The following is a 22,033-nucleotide window of genomic DNA, read 5'->3' on the forward strand; positions in this document are numbered from 1 at the left end:
GTGCCGGTATTTTTTACTTTCCGTGCCAGGAGTTATCTTGAATAAGCTTTTTCGTACCAGCCAAGCGCGTTTTACCGCCTTGTTCAGCCTGATTTTCCTGCTGCTGCTGGGGCTGACCCTGGCAGTGATTCAATTTTTTGTGACACCAGACCTGAAACGCACGGAATCGCTGGTGGTCGCTTCCCGCGTCGACGATATCGCTACCCGTATCGGCGAGCAATTGCGCCAGGTAGAAGCGCAGTCGCGCAGCATCACCCAGACCATCCCGCTGGTCGACAGCGCCACCATCGACGTCGTGCTGCCCGGCCTGGTCGACCAGTATTCCGACCCGAACGTGTTTGGCGGCGGCATCTGGCCCCTGCCGAACCAGCGTGAGCAGGGGCGCGAAAAATTCTCTACCTTTGTGGCACGTGACAGCGCCAACAAGCTGGTGTTCAACACGCACTGGAATTCGCCGGAATCGCTGAAGTATTTCGAGCAAAGCTGGTTCCTTGGCGGCCTGAAATCGCCGCGCGGACATTGTACCTGGGCCAATGCCTACCAGGACGACGCCAGCCCGCAGCCGCGCACCAACTGCGCCATGCCGATCTACAAGGGCGACCAGCTGTTCGGCGTGTCGACCATCGACGTCACGCTGGGCTTTTTCAACCGCCTGGTGGCCGACATGGAGAAAAAGCTGAATGGCCAGATCCTGATCGTCGAACGCGACGGCAAGATCGTCAGCAACAGCACGTATATCAAAAGCGAAATCGTGCTGAAAAAAGTGTCCGATATCGCCGGCTCTTCGCCGATGGCGGCCGAACTGGCGCGCCTGCTGCCGACCCTGGACAAACAGACCAGCATCGAGTCCGATTACGACAGCGCCGGCGAAGCGCGCACCATGCTGGTCACGGCGATCCCCGGCAGCCCGTGGCTGCTGGCCACCTCTTTGCCGACCAGCTCGCTGACGCAGCAAAGCAGCCGCATTCTCGGCAAGCTGGGCGCCGTGCAGATCCCGGTCGCCATCTTGCTGTTCGTCATGTGTATCGGCGGCATACGCCTCTTCATGGGACGCCTGGCTGGCCTGAAAAGCAATATCGATGCGCTGTCGGCCGGTGATGCCGACCTGAGCCGCCGCCTTCCGTCCGGTGGCGGCAGCGAGTTCGACGCCGTTGCCACCAGCTTCAACAGTTTTATCGGACGTTTGCAAACGATGATCGGTGAAATCGGCCGCAGCACCGGCTCGATCGCGCTGGCCTCGCGCGAGATCGCCAGTGGTAACCAGGACTTGTCGAGCCGCACCGAAAGCCAGGCCAGCGCGCTGGAAGAGACTGCCTCGTCGATGGAACAGCTGACCAGCACAGTCAAGCAGAACGTCAGCAGCGGCACCCAGGCCAACCGGCTGGCGCTGGTCGCGTCCAAGGTGGCCGCGCAGGGCGGCGCGGTGGTAACGCAAGTGGTGCAGACCATGGGCGCAATCGAAGCGTCGTCGAAGAAAATCGTCGACATTATCAGCGTGATCGACGGCATTGCCTTCCAGACCAATATCCTGGCACTGAACGCGGCCGTGGAAGCGGCGCGCGCCGGCGAACAGGGCCGCGGCTTTGCCGTTGTCGCTTCCGAGGTGCGCAACCTGGCGCAGAGGTCAAGCCAGGCGGCCAAGGAAATCGGCGCCCTGATCGCCGAATCGGTGCACAACGTCGATGCCGGCAGCAAGCTGGTCAGCCAGGCCGGTGCGACCATGAGCGAGATCGTCGCCGGCACCGACAAGGTGGCCGCCATCCTCGGCGAAATCATGCTGGCCAGCCAGGAACAGGATATCGGCATCGGCCAGGTCAACCAGGCCATCGCCCAGCTCGACGACGCTACCCAGCAAAACGCTGCGCTGGTCGAACAGGCCGCTGCTGCTGCCCAGTCGATGCAGGAGCAGGCCGGCAAGCTGGAACAGATCGTCTCGGCCTTCAAGGTGTAGGGACGAAAAAAAACCACCGGCAAGCGTCGGTGGTTTTTCTGTATCGGTCCTGGCTTATTTTGCTGGCGCTGCTGCAGGCTCGGCTGCTGGCGCTGCACCATCGGCGGGCGCTGCCGGCGCCGGCACTTCGGGCTCCTTGAACTTGGCGCCCGACGCATTGGCGATATACACCACGGCGCGCGCCACTTCCACATCGTCCAGGTCCGGATTACCGCCCTTGGCCGGCATCGCGCGCAAACCTTCGATCGCATGCTTGACGATGGTCTCGTAGCCTTGCGCAATGCGCGCCGACCAGGCACCCGCATCGCCAAACTTCGGCGCGCCGGCCACGCCTGCACCATGGCAGGCCACGCAGGTGGAGGTATAGATTGCTTCGCCGCTTTGCAGCACTTTCGGCCCGCTGGCGTCCTTGAAGGTATAGCCGGCATTGGCCACCGGACTCAGCCGTTCGTCGATGGCTTCCGCCGACTGGCTGTCCGTGCCGGCGCCGGTCAGTTTTTGCGCCGTGACGAACTGCACCAGCAGGATGATGCCGATGACGGTGACGAGGAAAAAGCCGACTACGGCGGCTATCAGTTGTTTAGGCGTTTTGATCGCTGATTGTTGTTCGTTATGTGCGTCGCTCATGATGTCCTTAGTCCAGATTCGTAGCTGTGGGCCGTATGTATAGACATTTTTACATGCCTTGATGCAAACCTTTATAAAACCATCGATTATAGGCACAAAAATTGAGCAGTGACATGCATTTGCCAGCGATACGACAGTTTCCGTAGACGCAGGTAAAGAAAAACGGTATCCTTCGCTTCACTTCAGAAATTCCCCCTACGCGGCTGTAGCTCAGTGGATAGAGTATTGGCCTCCGAAGCCAAGGGTCGTGGGTTCGATCCCCGCCAGCCGCACCACAAGAAGCCATGACACAAGCACGATTCCAAGCGGAAGATTTTTCTTCGCATTGTTGAGGTCGGCACCATCCGCCATCCATGGAGCAACTTGCCCGGTGGGTTATAGTTGGCCAGCTCTGCCAGCTGGCAAGCAACAACTACACCACACCATCATCATGATAAAACCGCTTGCAGCGCTCTTTGCCTTCACAGTCATTGCAGGCCAGATTCCTGCGTCGGCCGCCACGCCCCAAGGCATGGGCGTCGATCCCCTGGTCGCGGACATCGACGCACGCGATGCGCAGCGCTTTGCGCTGTTGATGAACGATGGCGCCGTGCCGACGGCGGATATGCTGCAGCGCGGGTATCTGGATGGCGCCGGTGCTGGCGTACAGATCTTCACGCCGATGCGTATCGTCGACGCGCAGCGCCTGGCGCGGGCGGTGGCTGCCAGGGCCGACAATTATCGTTACGCGATCAGGGAATGCCTGCCGCAGTTGCCGGCCCTGCGCAGCGACCTGCGGGCGATCTACCTCGCTTTCGCCGGTTTGTTGCCGGAACGTCCTTTGCCGGCAATCCACGTCGTGTTTGGCGCGGGCAACTCGGGCGGTACCGCCAGCCCCGAGGCACAGGTGATCGGCCTGGAAGTCACGTGCCTGCCGGGTACCACCCCCGAGCAGTTCCGCACAAAAATGCGGGCCTTTTTTGCCCATGAAACTGTCCATACCTGGCAAAAGGAAGACAGCTCGCAGGCCCCGACCGATCCCTTGCTGAACCAAGCTCTGCTCGAAGGCGTGGCCGATTATCTCGCCAGCCTGGTTACCGGCGAAGTGCCCGATCGCCAGCGCGACGCGTGGGCTGCTCAAAGGGAGGCCTGGTTGTGGCAGGAGTTCCAGCGCGACCGCCAGGCCATGCAGAAAAACCCTGACAGCCTGGCCAACCCCATGGCCGACGCCCACTTCCGGCGCTGGTTTGCCAACTACGGATCAGCGCCCGCAGGCTGGCCTCATGAAGCGGGCTACTGGATCGGCATGCGTATCGCCCAAGCCTATGTTGCGCAAGCGCGGGACCCGCACGCCGCCATCCGCGAGTTGCTGGAGTTGCGCGACCTGGCGGGCATTCTGAAGGCCAGCGGCTACGCACCTTGAAACGGTGACCGCTGTCGGCATCAGCGCGTCTGCAAGCTGCGTGCACCGCGCGCAATTGAACCCAGCCACTGCGGCCGCCAGCTCAGCGTCAACGCCACGGCAACGATGGCTGCGCCGATCAGCATGACCCACAGTAGCAAGCCGAAGCCAGTGCCATGGCCCGCCACGCACAGTGCGCCGGCCAGCATCAATGTGATGACGGCGACATAGCGCCAGTAGCGCGCAAGCGTTGTTGCCGGCGCCATGCCCGCGCGGCTCCAGTGATCGTCCTGCGATAGCGCGAGCAGGGCCAGCGCCAGGTAGCAGGCCAGGGCGGCTGCGAGAGTCAGCAGGGCTTCAAGCATGGATGACCTTTGCTTCCAGATTTTTCATGCGGCGTGCGGCCTTGGTGGCCAGCACCGCCAGCAGGAGCAGCATCAGGTCCATGCCCAGCACGCCATGGTGGCCGGCGGCCAGCGCCTGCAGGGGATGGTCGCCGGTGGTGATCCAGTTGAGGACGACGGCCAGCGGTGCAAGGGCGGCGATCAGCCAGCACTGGTCGCGCCAGGCGTGGCGTGCACGCAGCCACGCGTGCATGAAAGTGGCGCCCCAGACGAGGTAGAACACGCCGATTTCCACGCTGGCGCGCGGCCAGCCGGCCTGTGACCAGGCCAGGTCGAGCGGCAGCAGGCGGTTGGCGGTGAAGAAGGCCAGGGTGGCGAGGATAATGCCTGTCACGCTGCCGATGGCCAGGCCTTCGACCACGCGCACGCCGGCCAGGCCCAGTCTGGCGTGGCGGTCGCGGCGTCCTTCCAGCCAGAACAGGTAGCCGGTGGCGATCAGCACGCAGCCGGACAGGCCGCCCAGGAAATACAGCCAGCGCAAGGTCCAGTGGTTGAAGCGGATGAAATGCAGGCCGGACATGAAGCGCTGCACCGTCATCACGGGCGAGGCCTGGAAACGGTGCAGCAGGACGCCGCTGCCGGCGTCGAAAAACAGCTGGTCCAGGTTCATGGTGATGTCGTTCGCGTAGGAACGGCGCAGTTCGACATAGCTGTTGGCGTCGCCCGGATGCCACACGCGCATGAAATAAGGCCGGCCACCATGCCATTCGCGCTCGGCCAGTTCTGCCATGGCGTCAATCGAGGCCAGATGGCCGGGCTGGCCGGTTTTGGGTCGCTTGTAGCGGCCGTACGCTTCGGCCATGAAGGTGCTTTTTGCCTTTTCGCCGCTGCCACCGTAGGCTGTCTCATGCGCTTGTGGGAAATAGATGGTGATAAAGATGATCAGTCCCGACAAGGTGATCAGAAAGTGGAATGGCAGGGCCGCCAGGCCGGTGAGGTTGTGCAGGTCGAGCGCACTGCGCTGCAGGCGCTTGCGCGGGCGAAAGGTAAAGAACTGGGCGATGATTTTCTTGTGGATCACCACGCCGGACACCAGCAGCACCAGCATCGCCATCGCCGCCAGGCCGACCAGCCATTTGCCGGTATCGAGCCAGTTCAGGTGCAAACTGTAGTGGAAGGGAAAGATGAAGCCGGAGCCCGCTTCCGTGCCCTGGTCGGCAATGAAGGACATGCTGGCCGGGTCGAGTAGCTGCGCGTGGCTTTCCTTGCCCAGCTTGTAGGAAAAGCTCAGCGCTGGCTCGCGCGGCGTGGCCAGGTCGACCCGCCACTGGATGGCGCCGGCGGGCACGGCGGGCAATACGGCCCGGGCGATCCGGTCGAGCGACACCGGCTGTGTGGCTGCCGGCAGGCGCGTCTGCGGCATCATCCAGCGGTCGATTTCGGCATCGAAGACGCTGAGCGTACCCATCCAGAAAATGGCGAACAGCACACTGCCCATGATGACGCCGGCCCAGCTGTGCAGCCAGACCATGGATTTGCTGAAGGTGCGGTCCATGCTGTGTACTTTTCTACGTGAGCAGATGGCGCACGGCCATCAGCAGCGCGGCGCTGCCGGCCAAGGTCAGCCACAGCCGGGCCGGCGAGCGCACGGCAAAGCCCCACAGCAACAGTAGCAAGTACACGACAAAGCCCAGCATCGCCGCCGTGACCACCGCATCCGAGCGCGCCATGCCCAGGTGCGCCAGCACGGCGCCGGCCGTGGTAACGGCCAGCGCCGTCACAGCATAGCCGCCGCCGATGGCGCCCACCACGCGCAATGTCGTACTGGCAATCATTTAAAAGCGCAGGTTGTAGCCGAGCGACAAGGTGCGTCCGCGGCCGGCAAAATACCGTTTCGGTTCGACCAGCGCGCTTTGCGAGTAGTAGGTGATGTAGTTGCGGTCGAACAGGTTCGCCACGGCCAGGCGCAGCTCGCCCTTCGGCAGGCGATAGCTGGCGGTGGCGTCGACCAGGGTGTAGCCGCTGAACTCCTTGGCCGCATCGTCGAAGCTCTGGCTGAACGCATGCTGGGCTTGCACAAAGGTCTTGATGCCGCCGCTCCAGTCGGACGACCAGGTGGCGATCAGGCGGTTCGGCGCCACGTTCAGGCCGTCCAGGCGCGCGTCCAGGCTGCCGTTTTCGTCGCTGTCGTAGCGGCCCCTGGTGTATGAATAGGCCAGCTTGGCGCGCTGGGCCGCAGTGATGCGCAGGCCGACGCTCGCTTCCATGCCCTCGATACGGGTTTTTTCGCGTGCCATCATAAAGGCGCCATTGACCGGTACCACGCGTGTGCCGAAGTCGGAGTCGGAGCGGAAATAGCTCGCTTCGCCATCCCAGTCGCCATTGTGCACGCGCGCGCCCACTTCGACGCTTTTGGTCAGGATGGGTTCCAGGTTGCGCATGTTGGCGATGCTCTGGCCCGCCGTATTGATCGAGCGCAGCACGCGGCCGATATCGGGCATGCCGAAGCCTTCGGAATAGCTGCCGAACAGGGTCACGGCCTGCACCGGCGTGTAGACCAGGCCGGCGTTGACCAGGGTTTCGTTGAAGTCGAGCTTGCCGCCCGTGACGAGCACGTTTTTGTATTGCGCCAGAGTGCGGTAGCTGTCGATCTGCAGGTCGGCTTTTTCCTTGCGCACGCCGGCGTGCAGGGTCAGCTGGTCGAACAGCTTGTATTCGCCCTGCAGGAACAACGACAGGTTGCGGTATTCGGATTCGGGCACATAAGTGCGTTTTGTGCCGTACAGGTCCTGCTTGCCCTTGTCGAACAGCGTGTCGAAGCCGACCGTCAGCTTCAGGCGGCCATTGAGCAGGTCGTCGCGGCTCAGGCCGACCTTGCTGCCGTATTTGGACGCGACCGAACGCGACTGGTCATACAGGGTGCCGACGGGAGCGATGCGGGCGTCCTGGAAAGTGGCCGAATTGTCGGCACCGAACAGGCCTTCGAACTCCTGGTTGAAGACCATCGCCGACAGTTCCATGCCAGCCAGATTGGCGTGGCTGTAACTGAGGCTGGATGTCCACACATCGTTCCATGGCGCAATGCCCGGCGGCTGGCCCCTGACCGACACGCTGGGCAGGCCGGTGGCGCGGTCGCCGGCCACGGCCAGGTAACTGGCCTTCGATTTGATCTTGTAGCGGTTGACGGAGGCCACGATGCGCTGTTCGTCGTCGATCACATAACCAAGCTTGGCCAGCACATCATAGGTGCGCGAGTCCATCAGGTCGCCCTGGGTGTTGTCGGTGCCAATCGAGCGGCCCTTGCCGTCCAGGTAGAGTCCCTGGTCTTCATACGAGGCGGCCAGCAGATATTCGATCTGTCCGGTGCGTCCGTCCAGGCGGTAGCTGGTCTTGTAGTTCATCAGGTCCGAGCCGGTGCTGGCCGTGGGCGCCGTGGCCTGAACGTCGATGGACTGGTTCAGGCTGCCTTTTTCAGGGCGGCGCGTGATGATGTTGATGGTGCCGCCGGTGGCGCCCAGGCCATTGATGGCATTGGCGCCCTGGATCACTTCAATGCGCTCGACCATGGAAAAATCGATGGTATGGGCTTCGCGGCCGGTCGGGCGCATGGGGTTCGATTGCGGCACGCCATCGACCAGGATCAGTGGTGCGCGGCCGCGCAAGGTTTCTCCTGAACCATTCATCTTGCCGCGACTCGGTGTGTACGAAGGCAATACATTGCTGAGCACATCCGAGGAATTGCCGGAAATGGCCATCTGGCGGGCGATCTCGGCCTTGCTGATAATGACCACCGTTTGCGGCGACTTGTCGGCGGCAATGTTCGAGCGCGAAGCCGACACCACCACGGCTTGCATCTGGCCATCTGGCGCGCCATCGTCACTGGCGGTTTGCGCCATGGCCGAGGGGGCAGCCATGGCGGCGAACAAGGTAAGGCAAAGACGATGGCGGGGCAGGGGAAGGCGGGTAAGGAACGTCACGTAAATCTTTCAGGCTGGGTGGATGCACTGGAAATAGCAGGCAAGGCGGCGGCTGCGCGAATGGGCTTGATATATGAGAATGATTGTCATTATCAATAATTGCATCCAGCATGTCAACCGATGTGGCGTTGGCGAACATATCCAAACCGATATCACGGGGACGCAAAAAATGATTGGCGTGCCGCCATGCCAGCCCCTAAGATCAACGCAGGCACGCGCGCGACCGCGTCGCCAGCCAATAAAAACCAGACCGAGACGACACTTCCATGCACACTGACGCTGCTGTTCTTTCCGTGACCTCCACCCCGTTCGGCACCCTGCCCGATGGGTCCGCCGCCACCGCCTACACGCTCATCAACCGCCACGGCATGCAGGTCAAGGTGCTCGATTTTGGTGCCATCATCAGTGAGATCCATGTGCCGGACCGAGATGGCAAGCTTGCCGACGTGGTGCTGGGGTTTGACAGCATCGAGCCCTATCTGGCCAACTCGGCCTTCCTGGGGGCGGTGATCGGTCGCTTTGGCAACCGGATTGCCAACGGGCAGTTCAGCCTTGATGGCAGCAGCTACCAGCTGGCGATCAACAATGCGCCGAACCATTTGCATGGCGGCGAGCAGGGCTTTCACCAGGTGCTGTGGCAGGCGGTGCCGTTTGAAACGAACGAGGCAGTGGGTGTCACCTTTACCCGCAGCAGCCCCGATGGCGAAGATGGCTATCCAGGCAAGCTTGATGTGTCCGTTGTCTATGAACTCAACAACGACAATGCCCTGAGCTTGCGCTACCACGCCGTTACCGACCAGGCCACGCCCGTCAATCTCACCAACCACAGCTATTTCAACCTGGCGGGGCAGGGCGATATATTGGCGCATGAGATCGTCATCCATGCCGACCGCTACACGCCGGTCGATGCGGGCTCGATACCCACCGGCGAACTGGCCGATGTGGCCGGCACGCCGTTCGACCTGCGCCAGCCGGCGGCCATCGGTGCCGGCCTGGCGGCCGATCACCCGCAGATCGCCATCGGCCGTGGCTATGACCACAACTTCGTGCTCAATAAACAGGCAGGGCAGGCCCTGAGCCTGGCCGCGCTGGTGCGCGAGCCGCAATCGGGGCGCGTAATGCAGGTGTATACAGAAGAGCCTGGCGTGCAGTTTTACTCGGGCAATTTTCTCGATGGCAGCCAGCAGGGCAAGGGCATCAGCCACGCTCACCGCAGCGCCTTTTGCCTGGAAACCCAGCACTTTCCAGACTCGCCCAACCATCCTCACTTCCCCGACAGCATCTTGCGGCCGGGCCAGGAGTATTCCACCAGCACGGTCTACCGCTTTTCAGCAGAGTAAAAACGCCAAGCCCAGGCTTTGCTTGCAGGGCCTGATGCTTGCCGCTGTCGATATTCATTTCGGTATCGAAACGCTATAAAAATTGATTGGAAAGGCATGACGCCTTTCTTTAGTATCGCCACATCGCTGCCCGGGCCGATTGATGTGATCGGGCATGGCACACACAGGAGAATGGCATGTCTGACACAAAAAAGAAGGTAACACTGCGCTCGGCCGAGTGGTTTGGCTCGCAGGACAAGAACGGTTTCATGTATCGCAGCTGGATGAAAAACCAGGGCATTCCCGACCATGAATTCCAGGGCAAGCCGATTATCGGCATTTGCAATACCTGGTCCGAACTGACGCCGTGCAACGCGCACTTCCGCAAGCTGGCCGAGCACGTCAAGCGCGGCATCCTGGAAGCGGGCGGCTTCCCGGTGGAATTCCCCGTGTTTTCGAACGGCGAATCGAATTTGCGCCCGACCGCCATGCTCACGCGTAACCTGGCTGCCATGGATGTGGAAGAATCGATCCGCGGCAATCCGATGGACGGCGTGGTGCTGCTGGTTGGCTGCGATAAAACCACGCCAGCGCTGCTGATGGGTGCCGCGTCGGTCGATATCCCGACCATTGTGGTGACTGGCGGCCCTATGCTGAACGGCAAGCTCAATGGCAAGAACATCGGTTCGGGCACGGCCGTATGGCAGTTGCACGAGCAGGTCAAGGGCGGCGAAATTTCCATGCACGAATTCCTGGCCGCCGAAGCGGGCCATTCGCGCTCGGCCGGCACCTGCAACACCATGGGCACGGCCTCGACCATGGCCTGCATGGCCGAGTCGCTGGGCACCTCGCTGCCGCACAATGCGGCGATTCCCGCCGTCGACGCGCGCCGCTATGTGCTGGCGCATATGTCGGGCATCCGCATCGTTGAAATGGTGCGCGAAGACCTGAAACTGTCGAAAATCCTGACCAAGGAAAACTTCGAAAACGCGATTCGCGTCAACGCCGCCATCGGCGGTTCGACCAATGCCGTGATCCACCTCAAAGCGATTGCCGGCCGTATCGGCGTCGACCTGGAACTGGAAGACTGGACCCGCGTGGGCCGTGGCATGCCGACCATCGTCGACCTGCTGCCATCGGGCCGCTTCCTGATGGAAGAGTTTTATTATGCAGGTGGCCTGCCGGCCGTGATCCGCCGCATGGGCGACGGCAATCTGTTGCCGAACCCGGACGCTCTGACCGTCAACGGCAAGTCGCTGTGGGAAAACTGCAAGGACGCGCCGATCTACGACGATGAAGTGGTGCGCACGCTGGACAACCCATTGCTGGCCGACGGCGGCATCTGCATCCTGCGTGGCAACCTGGCGCCACGCGGCGCTGTGCTGAAACCATCGGCTGCCACGCCGGCGCTGATGCAGCACCGCGGCCAGGCCGTGGTATTCGAAGACTTCGAGCACTACAAGGCGCGCATCATGGATCCGGACCTGGTGGTCGACAAGGATTCGGTGCTGGTCATGAAGAACTGCGGCCCGAAAGGTTATCCGGGCATGGCCGAAGTGGGCAATATGGGCCTGCCACCAAAACTGCTGGCAGCCGGCGTGAAGGACATGGTGCGTATTTCGGACGCGCGCATGAGCGGTACCGCCTACGGCACCGTGGTGCTGCACGTGGCGCCCGAAGCGATGGCCGGCGGCCCGCTGGGCATCGTGCAGGACGGCGACTGGATCACGCTCGACTGCGCCGGTGGCCTGCTGAACCTGGACATTACCGACGAAGAAATGGCGGCGCGCCAGGCAGTGCGCGTGCGCGGCAGCGCGCCCGGTCCGAAGACCGGCTACCAGCAACTGTATATCGAACACGTGCTGCAGGCCGACGAAGGCTGCGACTTCGACTTCCTGGTCGGCCCGCGCGGTTCGGCCGTGCCACGCCATTCACACTAAGCGAGAAAATCAAATGTTGCTGATTCAATTCAAGAACGAAAACGGCGGCCGCCAGGTCGGCCTGCTGCAAGACGACGTCGTCACCATCATCGACGGCTACGACAGCACCTATGCGCTGGCGCAAGACGCGATCCGCAGCAAAACCGGCCTGGCCGAACTGGTCAACGCCAAACTCGGCGCCGCTACCGCTTCCTATGCTGCGATCGCCGCTGCCGGCCGCCTGCTGGCGCCGCTGGACCACGCTGACGAAGCACACTGCTACGTCACCGGTACGGGCCTGACGCACCTGGGCAGCGCCGGTGCGCGTGACGCCATGCACAAGAAGATCGGCGGCGATGCCGACTCCCTGAGCGACTCGATGAAAATGTTCCGCCTGGGCGTCGAAGGCGGCAAGCCTGCCAATGGTACCGCCGGCGCCCAGCCGGAATGGTTCTACAAGGGCGACGGCTCGATCGTGCGCGCCGGCGGCCAGCCGCTGGGCATGCCCGACTTTGCGCTCGACGGTGGCGAAGAGCCGGAAATTGCCGGCCTGTACGTGATCGGCGACGACGGCCAGCCATATCGCGTCGGCTACGCCATCGGCAATGAATTTTCGGACCACGTGACCGAACGCCAGAACTATCTGTACCTGGCGCACTCGAAACTGCGCATGTGCAGCGTCGGCCCGGCCCTGCTGGTGGGTGAACTGCCCGAGCATATCGACGGCACCTCGCGCGTGCTCGATGCTTCCGGCAAAGTGCGCTGGGAAAAGGCGTTTGTCAGCGGCGAAACGAATATGTCGCACACGATAGCCAACCTGGAACACCATCATTTCAAATACCCGCTGTTCAAGCGTCCCGGCGATGTGCATGTACACTTCTTCGGCACGGCCACCCTGAGCTTTGCCGACGGCGTGACAGTAGCGCCGGGCGAAACGTTTGAAGTCGAGGCACCTGCTTTTGGCCCTGCGCTGTCGAACCGCCTCGAAATCTTCCCTACCGAATTTGCGAAAGTGAGCACACTATGAGTTTCAATATTACAGGCGAGGCCCTGATCGGCGGCGTTGCCGTCAAAGGTAGCGGCGCTGCATTCGAAGCGTGGGATCCGGCCGCCTGCGCGCATATCGCGCCATCGTTCCAGACCGTTGATGCCGACCAGATCGACCAGGCCTGCCGCCTGGCCGAAGCCGCGTTCGACACCTACCGCGCCACCACCGACACCGAGCGTGCCGACTTCCTCGACACCATCGCCGAACAGATCCTGGCCATCGGCGACGACCTGATCGTACGCGCCATGACCGAAAGCGGCCTGCCGCGCGTGCGCCTGGAAGGCGAACGCGGCCGTACCGTGGGCCAGCTGAAACTGTTCGCCGGCCTGCTGCGCGAAGGTTCCTGGACCGACGCCCGCCTCGATACCGCCTTGCCGGATCGTACCCCGCCACGCCCTGACCTGCGCCTGCGCATGATCGGCCTGGGCCCGGTCGCCGTGTTTGGCGCCAGCAACTTCCCGCTGGCCTTCTCGGTCGCAGGTGGTGACACCGCCTCGGCGCTGGCCGCCGGCTGCCCGGTGGTGCTCAAAGCCCACCCGGCCCACCCTGGCACCTCGGAACTGGTGGCGCGCGCCATCGTCAAGGCAATTGAAATCGCCAAACTGCCAGCCGGCGTATTTTCCTTGCTGACCGGTATCGGCAACGATCTCGGCCAGGACCTGGTCGCCCATCCGGCCATCCAGGCGGTCGGCTTTACCGGCTCGCGTGCCGGCGGCCTGGCGCTGATGAAAGTGGCGGCCAACCGCCCACAACCGATTCCTGTCTACGCTGAAATGAGCAGCATCAACCCGGTATTCGTGCTGCCGCAGGCGCTGGCCGCCCGTGGCGCCGCGATTGCCGCCGGCTTTGCCGGTTCGCTGACGATGGGCGTGGGCCAGTTCTGCACCAATCCTGGCTTGGTGCTGGGTTTGGAAGGGCCGCAATTTTCCGCCTTTGCGGCCGCTGCCGCCGAAGCGCTGGCGCCTAGCCCGGCCGGTACCATGCTGACGGCCGGCATCGCCAGCAGCTATGTCAAGGGCGTGGCCAACCTGGCGCAGCACGCCGACGTGAAACCGCTGGTGCAAAACACGGGCGCAGAAGGCAAGGGCGCCGCCGCCCTGTTCGTCACCTCGGGCGATGCATTTTTGGCCAAGCACGACCTGCGCGACGAAGTATTCGGCCCGGCATCGCTGCTGGTGGCCTGCCGCGATATCGCGCAACTGGTGGAAATTACCGAAAGCCTGGAAGGGCAATTGACTGCCACCCTGCAGATGGACCAGGGCGACCTGGAAGACGCACGCCGCTTGCTGCCGGCGCTGGAACGCCGTGTGGGCCGCATCCTGGCCAACGGTTTCCCGACCGGCGTGGAAGTGTCGACCGCGATGGTGCACGGTGGCCCGTTCCCGGCCACCTCTGACGGCCGCAGCACCTCGGTCGGCACGGCCGCGATCAACCGCTTCCTGCGCCCTGTGTCGTACCAGAACCTGCTGCAGGACCTGCTGCCGGAATCGCTGCGTGACGGCAATCCGCTGGGCATCTGGCGCCGCAAGGACGGTGTCCTCGGCAAAGAGTAAGCGTAGGTCACGGCAAACAACGGAGAACAGATGAAGCAGTTGGCAAGGTATGACAGCCTGCGCGGCAAGCGCGTATTTATTACCGGTGGCGGCAGCGGCATCGGCGAGTCGATGGTGGAGGAGTTTGCCGCCCAGGGCGCGCAGGTGGCGTTTGTCGATATTGCCCGCGAAGCGAGCCAGGCCCTGTGCCATCGCCTGGCGCAGGCGGGTTTGCCGGCACCGCTGTTTCGCCACTGCGACATTACCGATATCGCCGCCTTGCAGGCCGTCATGGCCGGTTTTGTGAGCGAGATCGGTGACTTCGACGTGCTGGTCAACAATGCCGCCAACGACCAGCGCCACCAGGCAGAAGATGTCACCGTGGAATACTGGAACGAACGCATCGCGATCAATCAGCGCCCCATGTTCTTCACTTGCCAGGCCGTGTTTGAAGGCATGAAGCGCCGGGGCGGTGGCTCCATCATCAATGTCAGCTCGATTTCCTGGCACATGAAGTCGGGCGGCTACCCCGTCTACGCCACCACCAAGGCAGCCGTGGTAGGGCTGACGCGGGGACTGGCACGCGACTATGGCGCGCACAATATCCGTGTCAATACCGTCACCCCTGGCTGGGTCATGACGCAGCGCCAGATCGACCTGTGGGTCGACGATGCGGCCGAACTGGAAATCAAGAAAAGCCAGTGCCTGCCATCGAAGCTGATGCCGCGCGATATCTCGGCCATGGTGTTGTTCCTCGCTTCGGACGATGGCGCCATGTGTTCGTCACAGGAATTCATCGTCGACGCCGGCTGGGTGTAATTTTTCTCCCCCGCAGCAAATCTTCGCTCCTGCCGGCCTCGCCGCCGCAGGAGCTTTTTTTTGTTTACCCCTGGACAGACTTTATATTTTTGACACTGATATATAAAACGATATCACCTGTGAAAAAGAATTGATTGGATGGCTATGTGGCTTTCTCCTACCATGGCTTCATAAAAAAACACCCGGCCCGGCATCCCGCCTTGCCGGTATTCCCATAAAAATGGAGACTACAATGAAATTGACACGCCGCACTCTGCTCGCCAGCGCCATGCTGCTCGCCCTGTCCGCCACCACCTCCGCCTTTGCCGCCAAGCCGCTGGTCATGGGTTTCTCGCAGGTGGGCGCCGAAAGCGAATGGCGCACCGCCAATACCGTGTCGATCAAGGACGCCGCCAAGAAAGATGGCGTCACCCTGAAATTTGCCGATGCCCAGCAAAAACAGGAAAACCAGGTCAAGGCCATCCGTTCGTTTATCGCCCAGAAAGTCGACGTGATCGCTTTCTCGCCAGTGGTCGAATCGGGCTGGGACACGGTGCTGCGTGAAGCCAAGGCCGCCAAGATTCCTGTGATCCTGACCGACCGCGCCGTCAACGTCACCGACAAGTCGCTGTACGTGACCTTTATCGGTTCGGACTTCGTGGAAGAAGGCCGCCGCGCCGGCCAGTGGCTGATGGAATACGCCAAGAAAAACCCGGATACCCCGCTCAATATCGTCGAGCTGCAAGGCACCGTTGGTTCGGCCCCGGCGATTGACCGCAAGGAAGGCTTCCAGGAAGTCATCGGCAAGAATCCGAAGCTGAAAATCATCCGTTCGCAAACCGGCGACTTTACCCGCGCCAAGGGCAAGGAAGTGATGGAAGCGTTCCTGAAGGCCGAAGGCAAGAAGATCAACGTGCTGTACGCGCACAATGACGACATGGCCATCGGCGCCATCCAGGCCATCGAAGAAGCGGGCATGAAACCGGGCAAGGACATCATCATTATCTCGATCGACGGCGTGAAGGGCGCGTTCGAAGCGATGATCGCCGGCAAGCTGAACGTGACCGTCGAGTGCAGCCCGCTGCTGGGCCCGCAACTGATGTCGATCGCGCGCGACGTGGTGGCCGGCAAGCCGGTACCAAAACGCATCACCACGGAAGAGGGCGTGTTCCCTGCCGAAGTGGCAGCCAAGGAATTTCCTAACCGTAAATACTAAGCTTGCCGATGAATACGCAAGTGAATCATGACGCCGCGCCAGTGCCTTTGCTGGAACTGCGCGGCATCAGCAAGTCATTTCCCGGCGTCAAAGCCCTCAGCAATGTTGCACTGCGCCTGTATCCGGGCGAAGTGCACACCTTGATGGGGCAGAACGGCGCCGGGAAGTCGACCCTGATCAAGGTGCTGACGGGCGTGTACACGCCCGACAGCGGCGAGATTATGCTCGATGGCAAGCCCATCGCGCCGGCCTCGACCTCGGATGCCCAGGCGCTGGGCATCAGCACCGTGTACCAGGAAGTCAATCTGTGCCCGAATCTGTCGGTGGCGGAAAATATCTTTATCGGCCGCTATCCGCGCCGCTTCGGCGCCATCGACTGGCGTTCCATGCAGCAGCAGGCGCGTGCCTTGCTGCAGCAGTTGCAGATCGATATCGATGTCACGGCACAGCTGTCGGCTTACCCGCTCGCGATCCAGCAGATGGTGGCCATTTCACGCGCCCTGAATATTTCGGCGCGCGTACTGATCCTCGACGAACCGACCTCCAGCCTCGATGAAGCGGAAGTCAATTTGTTGTTCTCGGTGCTGCGCCGCTTGCGCGAGCAGGGCATGGCGATTTTGTTCGTGACCCACTTCCTCGACCAGACCTACGCCATTTCCGACCGCATTACGGTGATGCGCAACGGCGAGCGCGAAGGCGAATATCCGTGCAGCGAGCTGTCCCGGCTGGCACTGGTCAACAAAATGATCGGCGTGGCCGTCGACACGCAGGCCCTGGCCGACGAACCGCTGCACGATGGCGCCGCCGTGTTCGGGGCGAACGTGGTCGAAGCGCAAGGCCTGGGCCGCAAGGGCGCGCTGGCGCCGATGGATTTTCATATCCGCCAGGGTGAATTGCTGGGCCTGGCTGGTTTGCTCGGCTCGGGCCGCACCGAACTGGCGCGCCTGCTGTTTGGCGCCGACAAGGCCGACACGGGCAGCATCCGCGTCCATGGCAAGGAAAAAAACTTTGCCGTGCCGCGCGACGCGATCGCTGCCGACATCGGTTTCTGCTCGGAAGACCGCAAGCACGAGGGCGCGATTTTGTCGCTGTCGGTGCGCGAAAACATTATCCTGGCCCTGCAGGCACGCACCGGTTTGCTGCGCGCGATTCCGTTCAAGCGCCAGCAGGCGCTGGCCGATGAATACGTGAAAGCACTGGGCATCAAGACGGCCAGCATCGAAACGCCGATCGGCAGCCTGTCGGGCGGCAACCAGCAGAAAGCCTTGCTGGCGCGCTGGCTGGTGACCAATCCCACCATGCTGATCCTGGACGAACCGACGCGCGGCATCGACGTGCGCGCCAAGCAGGAAATCATGAGCTTTGTCACCAAGCTGTGCCGCAAGGGCATGGCGATCCTGTTTATCTCGTCCGAGTTGCCCGAGGTGCTGCGCTGCAGCGACCGCATCGTTGTCATGCGCGACCGCAAGGCCTGCGGCGAATATGCGCGTGGCGAGCTCGATGACACCACGGTACTGCAAGTGATCGCCGGAGATGCGGCATGAGTATATCCACACCGGCCGGCGCAGCGCGTCCGGCCACCACTACGGATGGTTCCGCTTTGCACAAGGTATTGACGCACCCGCTCGGCCGCCCCATCGGCGCGCTGGTTTTGCTGCTGCTGGTGGCTTTTTTCACCATCCCCGGCTTTTTTCATCTTGAAGTGCGCGACGGCCATCTGTACGGCAGCGTGATCGACATTATCAACCGCGCCGCCCCGCTGATGCTGGCGGCGCTGGGCATGACGCTGGTCATCGCCACGCGCGGCATCGATATTTCGGTCGGCGCCGTGGTGGCTCTGTCAGGCACCGTGGCCGCCATGCTGATCGGCGGCACCATGGTGATGGACAACGGCGTGCCTACTTACGTGAGCAATATGCCGATGGGCTGGGCGCTGGCCGCAGCGCTCGGTGCAGCCTTGCTGTGCGGCGCCTGGAATGGCGTGCTGGTGGCTGGCCTGGGCTTGCAGCCCATCGTTGCCACCTTGATTTTGATGGTGGCCGGGCGTGGTCTGGCCCAGTTGCTGACGGATGGCCAGATCGTCACCGTCTACTACAAGCCCTTCTTCTTTATCGGCAGCGGCTACCTGTTCGGCCTGCCGTTTTCCTTGTTCCTGGTGGCGGTGGTGTTTGTCATTACCGCCTTGCTGATGAAAAAGACGGCGCTGGGCCTGTTTATCCAGGCGATCGGCATCAATCCTGTCGCGGCGCGCCTGGCCGGCATCAAGACGGCCACCCTGATCTTTTTTGTCTATGTGTTCTGCGCTGCCTGCGCCGGTCTGTCGGGCCTGATGATCAGCTCGAACATCAAGAGCGCCGACGCCAATAACGCCGGTCTGATGCTGGAACTGGACGCCATCCTGGCAGTGACCTTGGGCGGCACCTCGCTGGCCGGCGGCAAGTTCAGCCTGGTGGGCAGCATGATAGGCGCGCTGATCATCCAGACCCTGACCTACACCATCTACTCGCTGGGTGTGCCGCCGGAAGTCAATATGGTGGTCAAATCGGTGGTCGTGTTCCTCGTCTGCATGTCGCAATCGTCGGAATTCAAGCAATTGCTGCAACGGAGGAAAGCATGAAGGGCTTGCTGCATACCCCTTATTTCACCTCGCTCGTCACCGTGCTGCTGCTGGTGGTGATGCTGGGCCTGGGCGGTGCCATGTATCCTGGCCTGCTGTCGACGCAAGTGATTTTCAACCTGTTGATCGACAACGCCTTTTTGCTGGTGATAGCCGTCGGCATGACGTTTGTGATCGTCTCGGGCGGCATCGACCTGTCGGTTGGTTCGGTGCTGGCGCTGTCGACCATGATCGCCGCCTGGCTGCTGCAGGTGGCGCACTGGCCGCCGTTCCTGGTGATCGCCACAGTGCTGGTGCTGGGCTGCGTGTTTGGCGCCAGCATGGGCGCTTTTATCCACTACTTCAAGCTGCAGCCATTCATCGTTACCCTGGCCGGCATGTTCCTGGCGCGCGGGCTGTGCTACCTGATCAGTATCAATTCGATCACCATCGACGATCCGCTGTACGTGGCCATGTCGCAGACGCAATTGCAGTTCCTGGGCGGCTTTGTGTCGCCGGGCGTGGTGATTGCAGTGATCACTTTGCTGGCGGCAGTCTGGCTGGCGCACGCCACGCCGTTCGGCCGCGCCGTGTATGCGATCGGCGGCAATGAACAGTCGGCGCTGATGATGGGCTTGCCTGTCGGCCGCACCAAGGTGCTGATCTATGCCTTCAGCGGCTTTTGCGCTTCCCTGGGCGGCGTGCTGTTTTCGTTCTACATGCTGTCCGGCTACGGCCTGCATGCGCAGGGCACGGAGCTGGACGCGATTGCTGCGGTGGTGATTGGCGGCACCTTGCTCAGCGGCGGCTACGGCTATGTGGCCGGCGCCCTGTCGGGCGTGCTGGTGCTGGGCACCATACAGACCCTGATCGCGTTCGACGGCACGCTCAGCTCGTGGTGGACCAAGATCGTGATCGGCGGCCTGCTGTTCGTGTTTTGCGTGGTGCAGCGCCTGATGGCAATCGGGCAGAAAAAAACCGTCTGACCTCGCACCGGATGCCTCATGGCCATCGGCGCAAGCGCCGATGGCCTTTTTTTTAACCGTACAGGAGAAACAGCGATATCTATAATATCGGTATCGAATAATTTCCGATATCGATCATGATATGATTTATTCATGGATACTCTCAACCCCAACTGGTTCTTGCGAGCCCGCCTGAAAACGCGGCAACTGCTGCTGTTGATCGCTCTTGACGAGCAGCGCAATATCCACCGTGCGGCCGAAGAACTGCACATGACCCAGCCGGCTGCCTCCAAGCAGATCAAGGACCTGGAAGAGATGCTCGATGTGCGCCTGTTCGACCGGCTGCCGCGCGGCATGGAGCCGACCATCTTTGGCGAAACCATGATACGCCACGCGCGCATGGCGCTGACCAGCCTGTCGCTGGCGCATGACGATATCGTCGCCCTCAAATCTGGCCTGACGGGCCAGGTGGAGGTAGGCATCATCATGACACCGGCCATGGCCTTGCTGCCGCGCGCGATCGCCCGCATCAAGCAGCAGGCGCCCCTGATGCGCATCGGCGTGCATGTGGAGCACAGCAACACCCTGATGGACATGCTGCAGCATGGCAAGCTCGATTTCATGATCGGCCGCATCCTGGAAAAGGAGGGCAGTTCCGGGCTCGTCTACGAGGAGTTGACGGAAGAGCCAGCCAGCGTGGTAGCGCGCAATGGCCATCCTTTGATGTCGCGCAAGAACCTGCAATTGAAGGATATCTCGGACCAGCCGTGGATCTTGCCGCCGCAAGGCAGCATCCTGCGCCACCGCTGCGACATGATGTTCCGCCGCGCCGGCCTCGAACCCCCTGTCAACACGGTCGACACCACCGCCTTGCTGTTGATTACATCCTTGCTGCAGCAGACCGATTCGCTGCACGTGATGCCAACCGAAGTGGCGCACTACTACCAGTCGCTGAACGTGCTGAGCATCTTGCCGATCGAGCTGCCCTGCAAGATGGATGCGTTCGGCATTATCCGCCAGCGCGACCATCTGCTGTCGCCCGGGGCGGACATGCTGCTCAAGGCCGTGCTGGCGACGGCCAAGGATATGTATTAGTCGGGTACTTCGAAGAAAAACAGCTGCACCAGCCGGCCATTGTCGGGCGCGTCGCCGAACACATTGCTGAGCGAGTGGAAATAATGGCCCTTGTACATGATCAGCCGGTTGTGGCGCATCGGCACTTCCAGCAGGGCCTGCCAGCTGTCGCGCCGTTCCTGCAGGTCATTGAATTTCTGCACGGTGCTGTTCGGCAACCAGCGCTTCTGGAAATCCTTGAAGCTGGCGTAGCCGCCCGCCTTGACGTCTGCCTCGGGCAGGCGCCGGTACCAGCCGCTGGGCTGGTGGCGCCAGAAGGTAGTGCCGCCCTGGCACTGCTCGGGCGGATTCAGGTACAGCACGCCCGCATAAAAATTGAAATTGCTGCCAGTCTCGTTGTCGACATGGATGTCGGTGCGCGCCATGGCGTCGGCATAGCTGAGGCGGTATGAACCGTTGTCCGGTGAAATAAAGCGGATCTCGCGGCCCAGCGCCGTGGCGATGCGCTCCATGATGGCCTGGCAGGGCTGGCCGTCGGTCTGGCTGCCCGGGTAATTTTGCCCCGCATAGCGCTGCTGCTCGAACGGCAAGGCTAGCGCTTGGGCGCGCCAGGCGGCCGGGTCCGGCAGGAAATCGTCGATGATATGCAGGTCTGTTTCACGCAGAAAATCCTGCAGTTCGTCGGCCACTGCCAGCGTGGTCAGGCGTTCCGGCTGGCCAGGCTGCGGGCTGGCAAAGCCGACCCGGCACACTTGCGCCAGCGCCGGATGCAGCGCCAGCGCCTGTTCGTAGCGTGCGATGGCCAGGGCGCGCTGTCCGCTGCGGTAATAGAGTTCCGCCAGGCCCTGCAGGGTTTGCCAGCGCTCCGGGCGCAGGGCGTGAGCCCGTTCCAGCTCCGCTATCGTTTCCGGCACGCGCTGTTTGGCCAGCAGCAGTTCCGCATGCACGATGGCGTAATCGTGTTCCTGTGGCGCCAGCCGGGCCGCCTCGGCATAGCTGGCCAGGGCCGCGTCATTGTCATTGCCGCGCATCACATTGCCCAGGTTATGGTGGAACAGGGCATTGTCGGGCTGCTGCTGCAGCGACAGTTTCAGCAGCCCCAGGCCCATCGCCGGCTGGCCCAGTTCCAGCATCGCCAGCCCCTGGAAATGCCGGGCTTCGGCCAGCGCTGGTTGCGCTTTACAGGCCGCCTGGTAGGCATTGATCGCCTCGATCAGCTTGCCTTGCTGGTGCAGTTGACGGCCCTTGCTCAGTTGCTGTTCGGCCAGTGTATGTTCGCCCATGTT

At 62.2% G+C, this 22,033-nt stretch carries 18 protein-coding genes and 1 tRNA gene; 13 read left to right on the forward strand and 6 right to left on the reverse strand.

Annotated elements, in window-relative coordinates; all coding sequences use genetic code 11:
• The first annotated feature begins 37 nt into the window (after nucleotides 1-37).
• Complete coding sequence (locus ACQ4WM_RS08350; protein ID WP_436546247.1) at nucleotides 38-1,951, forward strand: methyl-accepting chemotaxis protein; 1,914 nt, start codon at nucleotides 38-40, stop codon at nucleotides 1,949-1,951.
• A gap of 54 nt (nucleotides 1,952-2,005) precedes the next feature.
• On the opposite strand, the gene ACQ4WM_RS08355 is transcribed toward ACQ4WM_RS08350, so the two are convergent.
• A complete protein-coding gene (locus ACQ4WM_RS08355) occupies nucleotides 2,006-2,578 on the reverse strand; it encodes a c-type cytochrome (protein WP_436546248.1) in 573 nt (190 codons plus the stop codon).
• 199 nt (nucleotides 2,579-2,777) lie between these two features.
• Between ACQ4WM_RS08355 and ACQ4WM_RS08360 the strand changes: the two genes are divergently transcribed.
• Both ACQ4WM_RS08360 and ACQ4WM_RS08365 read left to right on the forward strand, forming a co-directional pair.
• Nucleotides 2,778-2,853: transfer RNA gene (locus tag ACQ4WM_RS08360), tRNA-Arg, on the forward strand.
• Between the two features lie 155 nt (nucleotides 2,854-3,008).
• Nucleotides 3,009-3,980, forward strand: coding sequence for a gliding motility protein GldB-related protein (locus ACQ4WM_RS08365; RefSeq protein WP_436546249.1), 972 nt, complete (start codon nucleotides 3,009-3,011; stop codon nucleotides 3,978-3,980).
• A gap of 20 nt (nucleotides 3,981-4,000) precedes the next feature.
• Here the strand turns inward: ACQ4WM_RS08365 and ACQ4WM_RS08370 are convergent, their stop codons facing one another.
• From ACQ4WM_RS08370 to ACQ4WM_RS08385, 4 genes are read right to left on the reverse strand one after another with little or no spacing between them, the layout of a single operon-like run.
• Entirely contained in the window at nucleotides 4,001-4,324 is a 324-nt protein-coding gene (locus ACQ4WM_RS08370; protein ID WP_436546250.1) for a DUF3325 domain-containing protein, read from the reverse strand.
• Nucleotides 4,317-5,858 (reverse strand): PepSY-associated TM helix domain-containing protein, encoded by a 1,542-nt coding sequence (locus ACQ4WM_RS08375; RefSeq protein WP_436546251.1) that lies wholly within the window; start codon nucleotides 5,856-5,858, stop codon nucleotides 4,317-4,319. The genes ACQ4WM_RS08370 and ACQ4WM_RS08375 overlap by 8 nt, the downstream gene beginning before the upstream one ends.
• A 13-nt stretch (nucleotides 5,859-5,871) precedes the next feature.
• On the reverse strand, nucleotides 5,872-6,138 hold the full coding sequence (locus tag ACQ4WM_RS08380) for an iron transporter (RefSeq protein ID WP_436546252.1): 267 nt from the start codon (nucleotides 6,136-6,138) through the stop codon (nucleotides 5,872-5,874).
• Nucleotides 6,139-8,217, reverse strand: coding sequence for a TonB-dependent receptor (locus ACQ4WM_RS08385; protein WP_436546253.1), 2,079 nt, complete (start codon nucleotides 8,215-8,217; stop codon nucleotides 6,139-6,141).
• A 329-nt stretch (nucleotides 8,218-8,546) separates the two neighbouring features.
• On the opposite strand from ACQ4WM_RS08385, the gene ACQ4WM_RS08390 reads away from it, so the two are divergent.
• The 10 genes from ACQ4WM_RS08390 to ACQ4WM_RS08435 all read left to right on the forward strand — a co-directional run bounded on the left by ACQ4WM_RS08390 (nucleotide 8,547) and on the right by ACQ4WM_RS08435 (nucleotide 20,768).
• Nucleotides 8,547-9,620, forward strand: coding sequence for an aldose epimerase family protein (locus ACQ4WM_RS08390; RefSeq protein ID WP_436546254.1), 1,074 nt, complete (start codon nucleotides 8,547-8,549; stop codon nucleotides 9,618-9,620).
• Between the two features lie 176 nt (nucleotides 9,621-9,796).
• A complete protein-coding gene (locus ACQ4WM_RS08395) occupies nucleotides 9,797-11,539 on the forward strand; it encodes an IlvD/Edd family dehydratase (protein ID WP_436546255.1) in 1,743 nt (580 codons plus the stop codon).
• A gap of 13 nt (nucleotides 11,540-11,552) precedes the next feature.
• Nucleotides 11,553-12,545, forward strand: a complete 993-nt coding sequence (gene araD1 / locus ACQ4WM_RS08400) for an AraD1 family protein (protein ID WP_436546256.1) — start codon at nucleotides 11,553-11,555, stop codon at nucleotides 12,543-12,545.
• Entirely contained in the window at nucleotides 12,542-14,119 is a 1,578-nt protein-coding gene (locus ACQ4WM_RS08405; protein ID WP_436546257.1) for an aldehyde dehydrogenase (NADP(+)), read from the forward strand. The genes araD1 and ACQ4WM_RS08405 overlap by 4 nt, the downstream gene beginning before the upstream one ends.
• 30 nt (nucleotides 14,120-14,149) lie before the next feature.
• Complete coding sequence (locus ACQ4WM_RS08410; protein ID WP_436546258.1) at nucleotides 14,150-14,917, forward strand: SDR family NAD(P)-dependent oxidoreductase; 768 nt, start codon at nucleotides 14,150-14,152, stop codon at nucleotides 14,915-14,917.
• A gap of 232 nt (nucleotides 14,918-15,149) precedes the next feature.
• A complete protein-coding gene (locus ACQ4WM_RS08415) occupies nucleotides 15,150-16,112 on the forward strand; it encodes an ABC transporter substrate-binding protein (RefSeq protein ID WP_436546259.1) in 963 nt (320 codons plus the stop codon).
• A gap of 8 nt (nucleotides 16,113-16,120) precedes the next feature.
• Complete coding sequence (locus ACQ4WM_RS08420; protein WP_436546260.1) at nucleotides 16,121-17,656, forward strand: sugar ABC transporter ATP-binding protein; 1,536 nt, start codon at nucleotides 16,121-16,123, stop codon at nucleotides 17,654-17,656.
• The gene (locus tag ACQ4WM_RS08425; protein WP_436546261.1) at nucleotides 17,653-18,729 is read left to right on the forward strand and encodes an ABC transporter permease; all 1,077 of its coding nucleotides are present in this window, start codon (nucleotides 17,653-17,655) and stop codon (nucleotides 18,727-18,729) included. Before ACQ4WM_RS08420 ends, ACQ4WM_RS08425 begins: the two co-directional genes overlap by 4 nt.
• Nucleotides 18,726-19,694, forward strand: coding sequence for a galactofuranose ABC transporter, permease protein YjfF (gene yjfF / locus ACQ4WM_RS08430; protein ID WP_436546262.1), 969 nt, complete (start codon nucleotides 18,726-18,728; stop codon nucleotides 19,692-19,694). Before ACQ4WM_RS08425 ends, yjfF begins: the two co-directional genes overlap by 4 nt.
• Nucleotides 19,695-19,826: 132 nt before the next feature.
• Nucleotides 19,827-20,768 carry a LysR family transcriptional regulator gene (locus ACQ4WM_RS08435; RefSeq protein WP_436546263.1) on the forward strand — a complete coding sequence of 314 codons (942 nt, stop codon included), beginning with the start codon at nucleotides 19,827-19,829 and terminating at the stop codon, nucleotides 20,766-20,768.
• Here the strand turns inward: ACQ4WM_RS08435 and ACQ4WM_RS08440 are convergent.
• Nucleotides 20,765-22,030 carry a DUF6445 family protein gene (locus tag ACQ4WM_RS08440; RefSeq protein ID WP_436546264.1) on the reverse strand — a complete coding sequence of 422 codons (1,266 nt, stop codon included), beginning with the start codon at nucleotides 22,028-22,030 and terminating at the stop codon, nucleotides 20,765-20,767. The genes ACQ4WM_RS08435 and ACQ4WM_RS08440 overlap by 4 nt on opposite strands.
• Nucleotides 22,031-22,033 lie beyond the last annotated feature (3 nt).

The organism is Janthinobacterium longum (genome assembly GCF_051380735.1).
GTDB lineage: Bacteria > Pseudomonadota > Gammaproteobacteria > Burkholderiales > Burkholderiaceae_D > Janthinobacterium.